Raw genomic sequence first — 15,751 nt, forward strand, 5'->3', positions numbered from 1 at the left:
AGGTTCGACCGTGGAAAGGCAGCGTCATGCGCATCGGACTGCTCGGCACCGGCCCTTGGGCACAGCTGGCACACGCCCCCGCCCTCAGTGGGCACGACGCGTGGGACTTCGCGGGCGTGTGGGGCCGCCGACCCGACGCCGCCAAGGAGTTGGCCGACCGGTACGGCGTACCGGCCTACGACGATGTCGACGCCCTGTTCGCGGACGTGGACGCCGTCGCGGTGGCGCTGCCGCCGTCCGTGCAGGCCGAGGTGGCGGTGCGGGCCGCGCGGGCGGGCCGGCATCTGCTGCTGGACAAGCCGCTCGCCCCGACCGTGGAGCAGGGGCGGGCCGTGGTCGACGCGGTGCGGGAGGCCGGGGTCGCGTCGGTCGTGTTCTTCACCACGCGTTTCCAGCCGGAGACCGAGGCGTGGGTGACCGAACAGGCCGCCGCCGGGGGGTGGTTCACGGCTCGGGCCGAGTGGCTCGGCTCGGTGTTCACCAGCGACAGCCCGTTCGCGGCCTCGCCCTGGCGGCAGGAGAAGGGCGCGCTGTGGGACGTGGGCCCGCATGCCCTGTCCGTGCTCCTGCCGGTCCTCGGTGATGTCCGCCGGGTGGCCGCCGCGGTGCGGGGCCCGGGTGACACGGCCCTGTTGATCCTCGACCACGAGGGCGGCGCGTCCAGCACCCTGACGCTCAGCCTCACGGCACCGACCGCGGCGGCGGGAGCCACGGTCGAACTGCGCGGCGAGGCCGGGGTGACCAGCATTCCGGACAGCTCGGGCGATGCGGTGTCTGCCCTGGTCCGGGCCGCCGACGCGCTGAGCGAGGCCGTCCGCACGGGTCGCCCGCACGCGTGCGACGCGGCCTTCGGGCAGCGGGTCACCGAGATCCTGGCCGAGGCCGAGGCGATGGCGGACGGCGGCACTGCCTGAGCCCCCACTCGGCCCGCTCCCGCCGGCCACCCCCTCCGACGCTCCCGCCGATCACTCGCCACCAGGTGACTCCTCGTCCTCGTCGAACGGCTCCTCGCTCCACCGGAACCACGCCCGCTCCCCCTCGATGTGCAGCAGGAACTCCGGCACGGGCCCGTCCGGCGAGGTCAGCGTCACCTGGCGGCTGATCTCGTCGTAGGCCTCCTCCCACCGCTGCCAGTCGGCGTCCCCCTGCGCCAGGGCGAGCTCCCGCGCGAACAGCTCCCGTACGTCCTCGAAGGCCGCACCGGCGGTGAACTTGCCCGACAGCCAAGGGAAGTCGGCGTCCTCGATGAGGATCTCCCCGACCGACTCCTCGCCCCTGCGCACCTGCCAGACCTCGCCCACGAACCCCATCGCGCCTCCGTCCCACCGTGGACCGACCGGCCGTAGATCGACCTGCCGCCAGCATGGCACCCGGCACTGACAGTCGGCCCGACCCGGATCATGAGCCGGGTCGGGCCGACTGGTGTTACCCGTCTACCGACCGATGCGCCTACTCGACGAAATGGAAGTTGGCGCGCTCCCGGATGACCGGATAGCCGACCTTGGCGAAGTGCGCGGCCATCGGGAAGTTGCCCTGGTCCGTGGCCGCGGCGATGAACTCGGCGCCCCGCTCGACGAGATAGTGCGTGCACTCGGCCAGCAGGTCACGGGCGTAGCCGTGGCCGCGCTGTTCCGGTACGACGCCGATGAAGCCGATGCACGGGCCCGACGGATTGCGGGCCGGGATGTGGATGCCCGCGAGGTCTCCTTCAGGGGTGCGGGCGACCTGCCACCACTCACGCGGGGACGGGCACCAGCGGAAGAAGTCGATCTCCTCCTGTGCGGCCTTCTCAACTCCCCCTTCTCGGATGGCCTGTTGGGCATGCGCGTCGAGGGTGACGGAGTGGATGCGACGCAGCGCGTCGACGAACACCTCGTCGTCCGGTTCGGGGGCGAGGACGAGTCGTCCGGGGCGTTCGGGGAGGCCGCACTCCGGGGTCCACCGGTAGATGAAACGCTCGACCAGGAGGTCGTAGCCGGCCGCGCGCAGGGCGGCGAAGCGGGTCTCGGCGGCGGCGCGGATCTCGGGGTTGTCGCGCCAGCCGACAGGGAGGTTCAGTTCCGCGCCGACGCGCCAGGGGGCGCTGCGCAGGAGTTCGGCCCCCGCCGCCGCCTCGCCCTCGATCACGTCGAAGCAGTTGACGGTGAGGGGTTCGGTGTCGTTCGGGCCGCCCCACCAGGCGGCGCGGGCGACGACCGTGCCGTCGCGCAGGGCCACCCGCTGCCAGTCGGGCCGCCAGGTCGTCAGCCGGTGTGCGGCGCGGGCGCCGATCGAGTCGGGAAGGGTGTCGAAAAGATGGGCGTCGCTCTCGTCGAGCGCGCGAATGACCAGATCGGTCATGGTGTTTCCTCCGGGAGGGGTACTGCGTGGAGCGCTCCCGGTCAGGTCACATGGGGCACACCGGGTCAACGGGGAGGGAGCGCTGGGGTGTTGTGAGCCTCATGGCACTCGCCTCCTTCCGCTGGTCTCAGGGCGTGCACGCACACGGTAGGGGGTTGATCTCGTACCCGTCCAACGAATATCCGGGCCGGCCCGGCGGAGCGGGACTCCGCCGGGCCGGTGTGCGTCACTTGGGGAGTTGTCCCGGGTCGGTCGCCCAGCTCGTGTTGGGTTCGGTCGCGAGCCGGAAGTCCAGCCTGCCGCCCTTGAGGGTCAGGCCGGCGCCGGTCCACGCGCGCGTGAGGTCACGTCCGTCGAGGCGTACGGCGTCGACGTACTGGTGGGTGTCGTCGGCGTCGGGCGCGGTGATGACGATGTCCGTGCGGCCGGGACGGTCGACTACCGCCTTCGGGAAGAGCGGTGCGCCGAGCAGCAGGTCGGCACTGCCCGGGGTGCGCGGATAGATGCCGAGGGCGGAGAGGACGTACCAGGCGGACATGGTGCCGAGGTCGTCGTTGCCGGGCAGGCCCTTGGGGCCGGTTCCGTAGGCCGTGTCGAGGATCTGGCGGACCGTCGCCTGGGTCTTCCAGGGCTGGCCGAGGGAGTCGTAGAGCCAAGGGGCGTGGATGTCGGGCTCGTTGGTCGGGTCGTAGCGCAGGGCGTCGCCGCCCCGGACCGACCAGGCGCCGTCGGCGGTGTGGAAGAAGCCGTCGAGCCGGGTGGCGGCCGCCTCACGACCGCCCATCGCCTCGGCCAGTCCCTGGACGTCCTGCGGGACCATCCAGACGTACGCGGCGGCCGAGCCCTGCGCGAAGCCCTGATCGCTCGCCGGGTTGAACGGACCCACCCAGGAGCCGTCGAGGTTGCGGGCCTGGATGTAGCCGGTGGCGGGGTTGAAGACGTTCCGCCAGTAGGCGCCCCGCTCGGTGAAGGTCTTCGCCTCGGCGGTACGGCCCAGCAGCTTCGCCCACTGACCGAGGGCGGAGTCGGCGACGGCGTCCTCCAGGGTCTCGGCGGCGCCGCCCCAGCAGTGGCAGGCGTCCTGGGCGGCGTAGTGGGAGGTCATGTACTGGGCGAGGTTGGGGCGTTGGCCCACGCACTGGCCGGGGCAGCCGGCGTCCGAGAGTTCGTCCGGGTTGGGGACGGTGGCCTGGTGGACGAGGGAGTCGAAGGCGCCCTGGTAGTCGAAGTTGCGGACGCCCATGGCGTAGAAGGTGGCCAGGGTCGCGGCGGTCGGGTCGCCGGTCATGACGTGGGTGGCGCCGCTGATGTGCACCCAGCGGTCCCAGATTCCGCCGTTCTGCTTCGCGAAGTTGTAGAGCGACTGCGCGAAGTCGCCCGCGACGGTGGGCTTGAGGAGGGCGAGGAGCTGTATCTGGGCGCGGTACTGGTCCCAGCCGGAGAAGTTGCTGTACTGCGCCCGCTGTCCGCGCGCGAGGCGATGCACGGCTTGATCCATGCCCCAGTAGCGGCCGTCCTCGTCGCTGATCAGGTTGGGCTGCATGAGGGCGTGGTACAGCGCCGTGTAGAAGGTCTGCCGGCGTGCCGCTGTGCCGCCGTCGACGCGTACGGTGCTCAGTTCGCGGTCCCACGCGCGGGCGCCCGCTTCGGCGACGTCGGCCACGCGTGCGTGCGGGGCGATCTCCTGGCGCAGGTTGGACTCGGCGCCCCCGAGGCTGACGTAGGAGATGCCGATCCGCATGCGGACATCGTTGTCAGAACTGGTGTCGAAGCCGACCCAGCCGCCGGAACCGCGGCCCGCGCGGTCGGCGCCGGTGGCGTATCCCTCGCCTCCGGAGGCGGTCGTCGAACCGGGCGAGACCGTGCTGTCGTGCCAGGTGCCGACCGAGGAGAAGGCGCGGTCGAAGGAGGCGCTGAAGTAGAGCTTGTAGTAGCTCTTGCGGTTGTTGACGCCGCCGTTGGCGCGGCGGCCGCAGAAGGCTCCCGTGTAGACCCAGCCGGTCACCTTCTGGTGGGCGGTGTCGATGTCGACGTGGGCGTCCTGGCTGCCGTTGAGGGAGTTGGAGACGCGGAAGAGCAGGTTCGCCGGGCGGTCGGCGGGGAACGTGAAGTCGGCGACTCCGGCGCGCTTGCTGACGGCCAGGTCGGCGGTGGCGCCGGAGGCGAGGCCGAGGGTGTAGCGGCCGGGGGTGGCCTTCTCGTCGGCGTGCGAGAAGTTGGACGCGTACACGGCGTCCTTGGTGTCGGCCGAGGGGGACGAGGTGACGTCGCCGACGAACGGCATGATCGGTACGTCGCCCGCCGCGCCCGGGTTGCAGCCGGCGCCGTTGACATGGGTGAGGCTCAGGCCGCGGATGCGGGTGGCGCCGTACTCGTACCCATTGGCGGCGCCCGTGCTGGTCTGGTCGCCGGTGGTGCTGGTCGGGGACCAGGCGATCATGCCGTACGGGAGGGTGGCGCCGGGGTAGGTGTTGCCGCCGTTGCTGGAGCCGATCAGCGGGTCCACGAGCGAGGACGGCCGGACGGACGGGTCGGTCGCCGCGACGGCGGGGAGCGGGGCGGACGCGGCGAGCGCGGAGGTGACCGCCACGGCCGCGACTCCGACACCGAACCGTCTTGCCGTGCCGAGGAGTTGGTGACGCATGCGTCAAGTCGCCTTTCGGGGAAGGGACATGGGGACGGAGAAAGACAGGGGGCGTGGTGAGGCTAGGAGGCCGCGCGATGGGAGGGAAGAGGCGCCCGGATACGGGTGATGAAGCACGGGTGAACGCTTCGTCGGGCGCTTAAGCGGCCCTTAAGTGGGGGTTAAGCCACCCATCTCACCGCGTCTGTGCAGGTCAGCGCGGTGACACCTTCCCGCAGAACCATTGGCCCAGCCCGTGGTCCTGCGTAACATCGGGCCCCGGCGGCGGTGCCGACGCACGCTGTGAGAGCGCTCTCAAAGCGTCGGCACCGTTCGCTCCGAACAGCCCGACTCGCCCGGAGGTCCCCCCACATGACTCCCCGTCACCAGCGCACGCTCGGTCGCCGCAAGCTCCTCTTCGCCCTCGGCGGCGCGGCGATGGCCGCCCCCGCCGTCGCGGCGCTCGCCCCGCACGCCCTCGCGGACACCAAGTCCATGGAGACCAGCGCACTTGAGGCCGGCGCGCTTCCGCTGACGCTGGTCAACAACAGCGGCTCGTTCGACAACGCGAACGTGCACGTCTACATCGTGGGCAACGTGGACGGCAAGCAGGTGCGGGTCACCCCCGACGGGACGATCGCGCCGATCGCGCTCTCCGACAACGGCGCGGACGGCTTCACCGACTACGCGATCAGCCTCAACTCCGGTGCGGAGACGACGATTTCGCTCCCGTACCTGTCGGGCCGCGTCTACGTCTCGCTCGGCGCGAAGCTCAAGTTCAAGGCCGTGGCGGACGGCAACGGCAACCCGGCCCTCCAGTACCCGGCCGGCTGGGTGACCTCCGACCCCAACTACGGAGTGCTGCACGACTGCGCCGAGTTCACGCACAACGCGTCCGGCATGTTCTGCAACACGACGATGGTCGACATGTTCAGCGTGCCCCTGAGCATCCGGCTGACCGGCGCCCAGGACCAGACGACGGGCACCCTGCGCGACGGCGGCCGGGCGTCGGTGTTCGACGCCGTACGGAAGGTCGAGGCGTTCGCCCCGCTCATCGTGAGCGACACGCGGGTCATCGCGCCGGGGCACGGGCTGGACGCGGGCCTGTTCGCGGCGGACTACTTCGCGCCGTACATCGACGAGGTGTGGAGCACGTACACGGGCAAGGACCTCACCGTCACAACGAACGCGGGCGCCTTCACGGGGCGGGTGCGCGCCGGCCAGTTCACCTTCACCGGACCGGCCTCGGTCTCGTTCGCCAAGCCGTCGACCCGTGACGTGCTGTTCTGCGACGGCAACCTGGCCGCCCCGAACGACGGCACCACGGGCCCCGTCGCTGCCGTGCTCGGCGCCGGTTTCAACCGCTCGACGCTCCTGTCGAACCCCGCCCAGCCGACCACCGACGCGTCGAGTTTCTACGCCACCGACCTCACGAACCACTACGCGAAGGCCATCCACGCGGCCACCGCCGACGGCAAGGCCTACGGCTTCGCCTTCGACGACGTGGCGGACTTCGCGTCGTACGTCCAGGACACGGCACCCACGGGGATACGGCTGACGCTCACGCCGTTCTAGCCGCTCGGCGTGCGGGGCGGGTCCCGCCGTAGGAGCGTGGTGGTGTGGGAAAGGTGCGCGTTCCGTCGTTCCGCCGGGAGCGGGAGCCGGCCCGGCGGGGGTGGCTTCGGGGCGCGCCGGCGCCGCGGTGGGTGCGGGTGCTGCCGGGGGCGCTGGTGTTGGGGGTGGGCGTGGCGACACTGGTCAGCCCGCACTCGCTCGACATCGGCTTTCTGCTGGGTGCCATCCCGCCGCTGGCGGGGCTGTCCTACGGTCCGCTCGCGACCGCGCTGATGGGCGCCGCCACGGTCGGCCTGCTGACCATCCCGGCGTTCCATCTCAACGATCCCGGTGAGACCGATCTGCTGACCGTGCTGTTCGTCGCGGTGCTGAGCGTGTTCGTGTCCTTCGTGCGCAGTCGCCGGGATGCCCAGCTCGATCTGGAGCGCACGGTCGCCGAGGCGGCGCAGCGGGCCGTTGTGCCGCCCTTGCCGGAACGAGTGGGGCCGGTGGGGTGCGTGGGGCTGTACCGGGCGGCGCAGCGCGGGACGCTGGTCGGCGGGGACTTCTTCGACGTGCGGGACGGGCCGTACGGCGTGCGGGCGGTCATGGGCGATGTGCAGGGGCACGGGCTGTCGGCCGTCGCCACGGTGGCGTCGTTGCTGGGGGCGTTCCGGGAGGCGGTGCTCGATCTGCCGGACCTGGAGGCGGTCGCGGGGCGGCTGGACCGACGACTGGTGGTGGACTCGGCGCGGTCTGCGCACGCGGAGCTGTTCGCCACGGCGGTACTGCTGGAGTTCACGGCGGACGCGGATGCGGTGCGGATCGTGGCCTGCGGGCATCCGGCGCCCGTACTGCTGCGCGGCGGCCGGGTCACCGAGATCGACGTCGAGGCGTGGACGCCGCTCGGTCTCGGGCTGTCCGACGCCGGTCCGCTGAGCGGGGCGACCCTCCAACTGCGGCCTGGGGACCGGCTGTTCCTCGCCTCCGACGGGGTGTGGGAGGCGCGGGACACGGGCGGTTCCTTCTATCCCTTCGCCGAGCGGCTGGTCCAACTCGCCGACGACGACCCGGCGTTGATGGCGGAGCGGGTGTGGGCCGACCTGCTGCGGCACTCCCCGGAGATCCGGGACGATGTGACGATGCTGGTGCTCACACCCCAGGTGCAGTACGGGAGTTGAGCCTCACGCCTGCTGCTCGTGATCACCCTCGGCATCGATGTGCGGCAGGATCCGGTCCAGGAACCGTGGTGTCCACCAGGCGCGGCTGCCCAGCAAGGTCATCACCGCCGGAACCATGAGCAGCCGTACGACCGTCGCGTCGATCAGCACACTGACGGCCAGGCCGAGCCCGAGCATCTTGACCACGATGTTGTCGCTGACGACGAAGGCCGCGAAGACGCTCACCATGATCAGCGCGGCGCAGGTGATGACGCGCGCGGTGATCTCCAGGGCGTGGGCGACCGAGGCCTCGGCGTCGCCCGTGCGCAGCCAGGCCTCGTGGACGCGGGAGAGGAGGAAGATCTCGTAGTCCATGCTCAGGCCGAAGATGATCGCGAACATCATCATCGGGACGTAGCTCTCGATGGGGACCTTGCCGGAGACGCCCAGCGCGGGGCCGCCCCAGCCCCATTGGAAGACGGCGACGACGACTCCGTAGGAGGCCGCGATCGAGAGCACGTTGAGGACGGCGGCCTTCAGGGCGACCAGCAGACCGCGGAAGACGGCGAGGATGATCAGGAAGGCCAGCGCGACCACCACGCCGATGATCAGGGGCAGCCGGCTCGACACGATGTCGCGGAAGTCGACCTGCGCTGCTGTCGTGCCGGTGACGTAGCCCTTGGCCGAGGTGCCGGAGACCGCGTCCGGGAGGGTGTTGTGGACCAGGCGGTTGGTGAGGTCGGTGGTGTCGGCGCTCTGCGGGGACTGCTTGGAGTAGACGGTGCCGACGAGGACGTAGCCGTCCTTCGTGGTCGTCAGCGGGGTGACCTTGGCGGCGCCCTGGACCCCGTCGAGCGTCTTCTGGGCCTGGCTGGAGAGGTCCGAGCGCTGGGAGGTCGGGACGCCCGTCTGGTCGATGACGATGGTGAGCGGGCCGTTCGAGCCGGGGCCGAAGGCGTCGGTCATCAGGTCGAAGGCGCGGCGGTCCGTGAACGAGGTGGGGTCCGCGCCGTCGCCGATGTGACCGAGTTGGAGGGAGAACACCGGGATCGCGAGGACGACGACGGCCGCGACACCCGCCGCGAGGAACGTCCACGGCCGGTGTTCCACGCGCTGCGCGTACCGGTGCCAGGTGCCCGTCGGTTCGGTGCCCGGTTCCGCGTCGGTCTCGGCGACCGGGCGGCGCACCCGGTAGCGGTCGATCCGCTTGCCGAGGAGCCCGAGCAGGGCGGGTACGAGGGTGAGCGCGCCGATGACCGCCGACACGACCGTCACGGCCGCCGCGAGCCCGAGTTTGCCGATGAAGGGCACCCCGGACACGAACAGTCCGGCGAGCGCGATGATCACCGTGCAGCCCGAGACGAGCACCGCCCGGCCGCTGGTCGCCGTGGCCTGTCCGGCGGCGCGCACGGGATCGGAGCCGTTCATGAGGTTCTGCCGGTGACGGGTGATCAGGAACAGCGCGTAGTCGATGCCGACGCCGATGCCGATCATCGTCGCGAGGGTCGGTGACACCGTCGCGAAGGTGAAGGCCGCCGCCAGCAGTCCGAGGCAGGCGAGTCCTCCGATGACGCTGATCAGCGCGGTCACCAGGGGCATCGCGGCGGCGATCACACTCCCGAAGCCGATCAGCAGGACGACGATCGCCACGGCGAACCCGATGAGTTCGCTGATCCGGTCGTCGGCGGCGGGCCGGGCCAGTTCGCCGAGCGGTCCGCCGTACTCGACCTGGGCGCCGGCCGCGCGCAGCGGCTTCACGGAGGTGTCGACGCCGTGGAGGTAGCCGTCGCCGAGGGTGGACGGCTGCACGTCGAAGCGGATGGTGATGTACGCGGTCTTCGCGTCGGAGGAGAGAGGGCCGACGTTCGGACCGGTGGACGTCGGTGTCTGCGTTCCGGGCTGGGGCAGCGGGTTCTGCACCGACAGGACGTGCGGGAGCTTCTGCAGGTCACCGACCGTCTCGGACATCTGCGAGTTCAGTGAGGTGAGCTGCTTGTCCTTGTCGTGCAGGACGATCTGGCTGCTGTAGCCACCGGCCGCCGGGTCGTGCTCCTTGAGCACCTGCAACCCGTGCTGGGACTGCACGCCGGACAGCGAGAAGTCGTCCGAATAGTCGCCCCCGAAGGACCTGTTGAGGACCTGGAGCGCGGCCAGTGCGACCAGCCAGGCGACGATCACGATCACGAAGTGCCGGGCGCACCACTCCCCCAGCCGCCGCAGCACGCCCTTCGCAGCGGTACCGCTGCCCCCTGCACTGGATTCCGTGGGCGCCATGGCCTCGGCCTTTTCCGCCGGGGGACACATCCGACATCCCCATTAGACGCCCGCGCGATCACACCGGCATCTCGGGCGTATCGGGGCTGCGGCCGAGGTCAGCCCACGTCCCACAGGAACCGGTGCGTGTGGATGCCGAAGTACGGGAACGACCGCACGCTCCGCACCCCCTCGATCGGCCGCACCACGTCGTTCACGAAGTCGAGCAGATCCCGCGGCCCCGGGGTGACCACCTCGGCGAACAGATCGAAGCCGCCGGAGGTGAGCACGGAGTACACCACCTCGTCGCGCAGGGCGAGTTGGTCGGCCACGGCACGCGGGTCGCCGTCCACCTCGATGCCGAGCATGGCCATGGCCTGCCCGCCCATGGCCATCGGGTCGGTCACCCCGACGACCTGAACCGCCTTGGAATCCAACAGGCGTTGGAGCCGCTGCCGGGCGGCCGACGCGGACAGACCGACCTTCGGTCCGAGGTCGGCGTAGGCGATACGGCCGTTGGTCTGCAGCTCGCGCAGGATGGCGCGGTCGATGTCGTCCACGTGCGCGTCTCCAACTCCTTGTGTCAGGCGGCCAGTTCGGCGAGCGCGTCGGCGAAGACCCGGGTGTGGGTGTCGACGTCCTGCTCGGTCGTGTCGGGGCACATCAGCGCCATGCTGTGGAACGGGGTGAGCAGGATGCCCCGGTTGGCGAGGTAGAGGTGGAGGAAGTCCTCCAGCTCCGGGTCACCGGCGGCCTCGGACTCGGTTCCGGTGCGCGGGGCCGGGGAGGCGAAGCGGTACTCGCTGCGGGCGCCGAGGCGGCTCACCGTCCAGGGCAGCGCGTGGGCGTCGATGCCCTCCTGGACACCGGCCGCGAACCGCTCCGACAGCTTCGCCATGTGCGCGAACGCCCCGTCGGTCAGGACGTGTTCGAGGGTGGCGCGCATCGCGGCGACGGAGAGCGCGTTGCCCGCGAGGGTGCCGCCGACGCCGCCCATGTCGACCAGGTCCAGGTCGGCACGGCCGAGCAACCGGTCGGCGAGGTCGGCGGAGAGACCGTAGGCACCGGCCGGGATGCCGCCGCCGATCGCCTTGCCGATGGTGAGCAGGTCGGGTTCGAGGTCCCAGGCCGCGGTACAGCCGCCAGGTCCCGCGGAGAAGGTGTGGGTCTCGTCGTTGATGAGCAACGTGCCGTATTTCCGGGTGAGTTCGCGTACGGCGGCCAGGTAGCCGGGCTCGGGCAGCACGATGCCGATGTTGGTGAGCGCGGGTTCCATGAGGACGGCGGCGACGTCGCGGTGCGCCAACTCCCGTTCCAGCTGGGCGAGATCGTTGAACTCGGCGACGCGACTGGTGAGCGTGACGTCGCAGGGGGCGCCGACGTTGCCGGGGCGGGCGGTGCCGTGGCCGTCCGGTCCCACGACGATGAGCGACTCGTCGACACTGCCGTGGTAGCTGTAGCTGTTCACCAGGATCTTGGGGCGGTCTGTGACGGCACGGGCGAGCCGGATCGCCCAGCGGTTGGCGTCCGTCGCGGTCAGCGCGAAGCTCCACCGGGCGAGCCCGAACCGGCGGGTGAGCTCCGCGCCGACCCACTCGGCGTCCTCCGTGGGCAGCATCGCCGTAGCACCGCCCTGTTCGGCGAACCGCCGTTGCACGGCCTCCGCGACGACGGCGGGCGAGTGCCCGGCCATCGCGCCGGTGTCACCGAGGCTGAAGTCGATGTACTCGTGGCCGTCGATGTCGGTGACGCGGGCGCCCCGGGCGGTGTCGAGGTAGCGGGGGAAGGCTCCGGCGGTCTTGTTCATCCAGGTCATAGGCACCCGTCCGAAGAGATGCTCGGCGCGCGCGTAGGCGGCCTTCGAGCGCGGGTTGAGCCGCTCGGCGTCGGCGCTCTCGCGGGCGAGGAGGTCCTTCAGGCGGGTGCGGTCCATGGGTACCTCGGTGGCGTCGACGACGGAATGTCCGGACCATACGGCGGAAAGCAGCACATGGACAAGAGGCAACCGCCGAATCGATTGCCACAACAATCGATTCACGTTCATGTCCCATGGGGACACAAGTCTCATCGGGTCTCGTGTCCCCATGGGACATCATGGGTGTACGGTCGAAGACATGAAGGCAATGGAGTCTCCCGCCGAGCCCATCGGCGCGCCCACCGAGCCCGTCGGCGCCCCTGCCGAGCCCGTCGGCGCCGCCTCGATGGACCGGCGGCAGCGCAAGGCGCGGCAGACCCGCAACGCGCTGGCGACCGCCGCCGTGGACCTGATCCTGGAGCACGGCCTGGCCGCGACCACGGTCGAGGCGATCGCGGAGCGCGCGGACGTCACGCGACGCACCTTCAGCCGGCACTTCACCGGCAAGGAGGACGCGGCGCTCGACTTCGTCCGGGGCGACGGCGACCGCATCAACGCCCTGCTGCGGACCCGTCCGGCCGCCGAACCGCCACTGCTGGCCTACCGCAGGGCGGTGCGCGACTGGCTCGCCGACCGGGAGAACCCGGCCTGGCACCTACGCCCGAGGATGCGGCGGCTGCTGGCCCTGGTGGACCGCGAGCCCGCCCTGTTCGCCGCGTACGAACGCATCCGGGTCGACGCCCAGGAGGAGTCGATCCGCATCCTCGCCGACCGGCTCGGCACCGACGACGTCCGGGATGTCCGCCCGGCCGTCGTGGTCGACGCCGCCGCCGGAGTCCTCACGGCCGCCCTGCGCATCTGGGCGCGCCGCACGGACGAGCACGACTCGGGAGCCGCAGACCTCGCCGCCCTGGTGGAGCGGGCCTACGACGCCCTGATCGGGGAGGCCGCGGACGCGGCGTCCCAGAGCACTACCGAAGAGTGAGCACATCATGAGCACCATCCCCGCCACCGCCCAAGTCACCGACTACGCAACCGAGTTCGCCGGCCGGACCGCCCTCGTCACCGGCGCCGCCTCCGGCATCGGCCTGGCCACCGCCCGCCGACTGGGCGCGGGCGGCGCGAACGTCGTCATCGCCGACTACAACGCCGAGGGCGCCGAGAAGGCCGCAGCCGAGCTGAAGGCGGAGGGCGTCAAGGCCGCCGCCGTCGCGCTGGACGTGACCAGCCCGGAGTCCGTCGAGGCGGCCGTACGCTTCGCCGTCGACACCTTCGGCGGGCTCGACCTCGCCGTGAACAACGCCGGTATCGGCGGCCCGAGCGCACCGACCGGCGCGTACGACATCGAGGCCTACGACCGCGTCGTCCGCACCAACCTCGACGGCGTCTTCTACTCGCTGCGCCACGAACTCCCGGTCATCGAGGCCGCGGGCCGGGGCGGCGCGATCGTGAACGTCGCCTCCATCCTCGGCTCGACGGGCTTCGCCGGCTCCTCCGCCTATGTCGCCGCCAAGCACGGCGTGGTCGGCCTCACCAAGACGGCCGCCGCCGAGTACGCGTCGAAGAACATCCGGATCAACGCGGTCGGCCCCGGCTTCATCGAGACCCCACTCCTCCAGGGCATGGACAGGTCCGCCTACGACGGTCTCGTCGCCCTGCACCCCGCGGGCCGCCTCGGCCGCTCCGAGGAGGTCGCCGAGCTGATCGTCTTCCTGCTCTCCGACCGTGCGTCGTTCGTGCACGGCAGTTACCACCTGGTCGACGGCGCCTACACCGCCGTCTGAGCCCTGGAAGGAGCCCGACCATGAAGGCACTTCAGTACCGCACGATCGGCGCCGCCCCCGAGGTGGTCACGGTCCCCGACCCCGAACCCGGCCCCGGCCAGGTCCTGTTGAAGGTCACCGCCGCCGGCGTCTGCCACTCCGACATCGCCGTGATGAGCTGGCCCGCCGAGAGTTTCCCCTACGACCTTCCGCTCACCCTCGGACACGAGGGCGTGGGCACGGTGGCCGCGCTCGGCGCCGGGGTCACCGGTGTCGAGGAGGGCAACTCCGTCGCCGTGTACGGCCCTTGGGGCTGCGGCACCTGCGCCAAGTGCGCCGAGGGCAAGGAGAACTACTGCCTGCGGGCAGCCCAGTTGGGCATTCACCCGCCGGGACTCGGCGCTCCAGGCGCGATGGCCGAGTACCTCCTCGTGGACGACGCCCGGCATCTGATCCCGCTCGACGGCCTGGACCCGGTCGCGGCGGTGCCGCTGACGGACGCGGGGCTGACCCCCTACCACGCGATCAAGCGGGCGCTGCCCAAGCTGGTGCCGGGTTCGACGGCGGTCGTCATCGGCACGGGCGGACTGGGCCATGTGGCGATCCAATTGCTGCGCGCCCTGACGTCGGCGCGGGTCATCGCGCTGGACGTGAGCGAGGACAAGCTCCGGCTGGCGCGCCAAGTCGGCGCCCACGAAACGGTGTTGTCCGACGCGCACGCAGCGCGGGCGGTCCGTGACCTCACCGGCGGCGTCGGCGCCGAGGCCGTCTTCGACTTCGTCGGCGCGGACCCCACCGTCCGGACGGCGGGCGCGGTCGCGGCCGTCGAGGGCGAGGTGGCGATCGTCGGCATCGGCGGCGGCGCCCTGCCCGTGGGCTTCGGCCATCTGCCCTTCGAGGTATCGGTCAACGCCCCCTACTGGGGCAGCCGTAGCGAACTCGCCGAGGTTCTGGCGCTGGCCCGTTCCGGCGCGGTGTCGGTCCACACGGAGACGTTCACGTTGGACGAGGCTCCACTCGCGTACGAGCGGCTGCACGCCGGGAAGATCAACGGGCGTGCGGTGATCCTGCCGAACGGCTGACGTCCGCCGGCAGGTGCAGCAAGTCCCGCCCGATCGCCGGGAGTTCGGCCACGCCCGTCAGACGCATCGTCTCGACGAGTTCCGCCGCCAGCTCCTCGATCAGGCGGGTCACGCCCGCCGCGCCGGCCACGGTCAGTGCCCACAGGGCGGGGCGGCCGACGAACACCGCGCGGGCCCCGAGGGCGAGCGCGGCGAAGACGTGGGTGCCTCGGCGCAGTCCGCCGTCCACGTACACCTCGGTGTTCGTTCCGGCGACCGCGTCGACCACCTCCGGCAACGCCCAGGCGCTCGGCACCAGCCCGTCGAGCTGGCGGCCACCGTGGTTGGAGACGATCAACGCTGCCGCGCCCGCGTCCACGAAGACGCGGGCGTCGTCGCCGCGCAGGACGCCCTTGACGACGACCGGGAGTCCGGTGAGGTCGCGCAGCCAGGCGATGACGTCCGGGGTGAGGTCCGGCGCGTGCTCGGCGGCCTCCCGGTCAGGGGTGCCGGTGACGTTGCCGTAGAGGTCCTCCGGGCCCACGAAGTCGGCGACATGCGCGCCGGGTCGGCCGTGCGAGCCGATGACGGGCGTGTCGGCGGTCAGGACGACGGCCCGGGCGCCCGCCGCCACGGCGCGCCGCAGGGTCTCCTCGGTCAGGGACCGGTCGCGGGCCACGTACACCTGCACCCACCACGGCGCGCCCGAGGGTTCGAGGGCCGAGAACGGGACCGCCGTGTTCGAGGTCACCGCCAGCAGCGAGCCCGCACCGGCCGCGCCCAGCGCGGTGGCCGCCTCGCCGTCGGGGTGGGCGCGGCGCTGCAAGGTGCTCGGGGCGATGAGGACCGGCGTGTCGACTGCCGTGCCCAGTACGGTCGTTGAGGTCGCGCAGCGGGACACGTCCCGCAGGATGTGCGGGCGCAGTCGGAATGCGTCCCAGGCCGGGGCGGCTTCGGCGACGCTGAGGCCCTGGCCCGCGCCCCTGCGGAAGTAGGCGTGGATCTCCGGCGGAAGGAGACCGGCCGCCTGTTCCTCGATGCCGTCCAGCCAGCGCGCCACACCCGTCACACCGGTCCCCCTTCATGCATGATGCACCGACCCTAGCGGCTCAACTCGCTTTCTCCGTACGCCATTTCAGACA

General features: G+C 71.4%; 13 protein-coding genes. 6 read left to right on the plus strand and 7 right to left on the minus strand.

What is annotated here, in order from left to right:
• Window positions 1-26 precede the first annotated feature (26 nt).
• On the plus strand, window positions 27-914 hold the full coding sequence (locus ACIBK4_RS11865; protein WP_398994492.1) for a Gfo/Idh/MocA family protein: 888 nt from the start codon (window positions 27-29) through the stop codon (window positions 912-914).
• 51 nt (window positions 915-965) lie between these two features.
• Here ACIBK4_RS11865 and ACIBK4_RS11870 read toward each other — a convergent pair whose 3' ends face one another.
• From ACIBK4_RS11870 to ACIBK4_RS11880, 3 genes are all read right to left on the minus strand, one after another.
• On the minus strand, window positions 966-1,310 hold the full coding sequence (locus tag ACIBK4_RS11870; RefSeq protein WP_398994493.1) for a hypothetical protein: 345 nt from the start codon (window positions 1,308-1,310) through the stop codon (window positions 966-968).
• Between the two features lie 139 nt (window positions 1,311-1,449).
• Window positions 1,450-2,340 carry a GNAT family N-acetyltransferase gene (locus ACIBK4_RS11875; protein ID WP_398994494.1) on the minus strand — a complete coding sequence of 297 codons (891 nt, stop codon included), beginning with the start codon at window positions 2,338-2,340 and terminating at the stop codon, window positions 1,450-1,452.
• A gap of 226 nt (window positions 2,341-2,566) precedes the next feature.
• Complete coding sequence (locus ACIBK4_RS11880) at window positions 2,567-4,984, minus strand: GH92 family glycosyl hydrolase (protein ID WP_398994495.1); 2,418 nt, start codon at window positions 4,982-4,984, stop codon at window positions 2,567-2,569.
• A gap of 351 nt (window positions 4,985-5,335) precedes the next feature.
• On the opposite strand from ACIBK4_RS11880, the gene ACIBK4_RS11885 reads away from it, so the two are divergent.
• Together ACIBK4_RS11885 and ACIBK4_RS11890 are read left to right on the plus strand one after the other, a co-directional pair.
• Window positions 5,336-6,538, plus strand: coding sequence for a glycoside hydrolase family 64 protein (locus ACIBK4_RS11885; RefSeq protein ID WP_398994496.1), 1,203 nt, complete (start codon window positions 5,336-5,338; stop codon window positions 6,536-6,538).
• A 44-nt stretch (window positions 6,539-6,582) separates the two neighbouring features.
• Entirely contained in the window at window positions 6,583-7,698 is a 1,116-nt protein-coding gene (locus ACIBK4_RS11890; RefSeq protein ID WP_398994497.1) for a PP2C family protein-serine/threonine phosphatase, read from the plus strand.
• 3 nt (window positions 7,699-7,701) lie between these two features.
• On the opposite strand, the gene ACIBK4_RS11895 is transcribed toward ACIBK4_RS11890, so the two are convergent.
• The 3 genes from ACIBK4_RS11895 to ACIBK4_RS11905 all read right to left on the minus strand — a co-directional run bounded on the left by ACIBK4_RS11895 (window position 7,702) and on the right by ACIBK4_RS11905 (window position 11,863).
• A complete protein-coding gene (locus ACIBK4_RS11895) occupies window positions 7,702-9,951 on the minus strand; it encodes an MMPL family transporter (protein WP_398994498.1) in 2,250 nt (749 codons plus the stop codon).
• Between the two features lie 98 nt (window positions 9,952-10,049).
• The gene (locus ACIBK4_RS11900; RefSeq protein ID WP_398994499.1) at window positions 10,050-10,490 is read right to left on the minus strand and encodes an Lrp/AsnC family transcriptional regulator; all 441 of its coding nucleotides are present in this window, start codon (window positions 10,488-10,490) and stop codon (window positions 10,050-10,052) included.
• Between the two features lie 23 nt (window positions 10,491-10,513).
• Window positions 10,514-11,863: a transaminase gene (locus ACIBK4_RS11905; RefSeq protein ID WP_398994500.1), complete on the minus strand. Its 1,350-nt coding sequence runs from the start codon at window positions 11,861-11,863 to the stop codon at window positions 10,514-10,516.
• A 268-nt stretch (window positions 11,864-12,131) separates the two neighbouring features.
• Between ACIBK4_RS11905 and ACIBK4_RS11910 the strand changes: the two genes are divergently transcribed.
• From ACIBK4_RS11910 to ACIBK4_RS11920, 3 genes are read left to right on the plus strand one after another with little or no spacing between them, the layout of a single operon-like run.
• Window positions 12,132-12,770, plus strand: a complete 639-nt coding sequence (locus ACIBK4_RS11910) for a TetR/AcrR family transcriptional regulator (RefSeq protein WP_398995039.1) — start codon at window positions 12,132-12,134, stop codon at window positions 12,768-12,770.
• A gap of 7 nt (window positions 12,771-12,777) precedes the next feature.
• Window positions 12,778-13,569, plus strand: a complete 792-nt coding sequence (locus ACIBK4_RS11915) for an SDR family NAD(P)-dependent oxidoreductase (protein WP_033283026.1) — start codon at window positions 12,778-12,780, stop codon at window positions 13,567-13,569.
• Window positions 13,570-13,589: 20 nt separating this feature from the next.
• On the plus strand, window positions 13,590-14,630 hold the full coding sequence (locus ACIBK4_RS11920; protein WP_398994501.1) for an NAD(P)-dependent alcohol dehydrogenase: 1,041 nt from the start codon (window positions 13,590-13,592) through the stop codon (window positions 14,628-14,630).
• On the opposite strand, the gene ACIBK4_RS11925 is transcribed toward ACIBK4_RS11920, so the two are convergent.
• On the minus strand, window positions 14,596-15,678 hold the full coding sequence (locus ACIBK4_RS11925; RefSeq protein WP_398994502.1) for an alpha-hydroxy acid oxidase: 1,083 nt from the start codon (window positions 15,676-15,678) through the stop codon (window positions 14,596-14,598). The two genes, ACIBK4_RS11920 and ACIBK4_RS11925, sit on opposite strands and share 35 nt — an antisense overlap.
• Window positions 15,679-15,751: the final 73 nt, after the last annotated feature.

This window comes from Streptomyces sp. NPDC050528, from assembly GCF_044457795.1.
GTDB lineage: Bacteria > Actinomycetota > Actinomycetes > Streptomycetales > Streptomycetaceae > Streptomyces.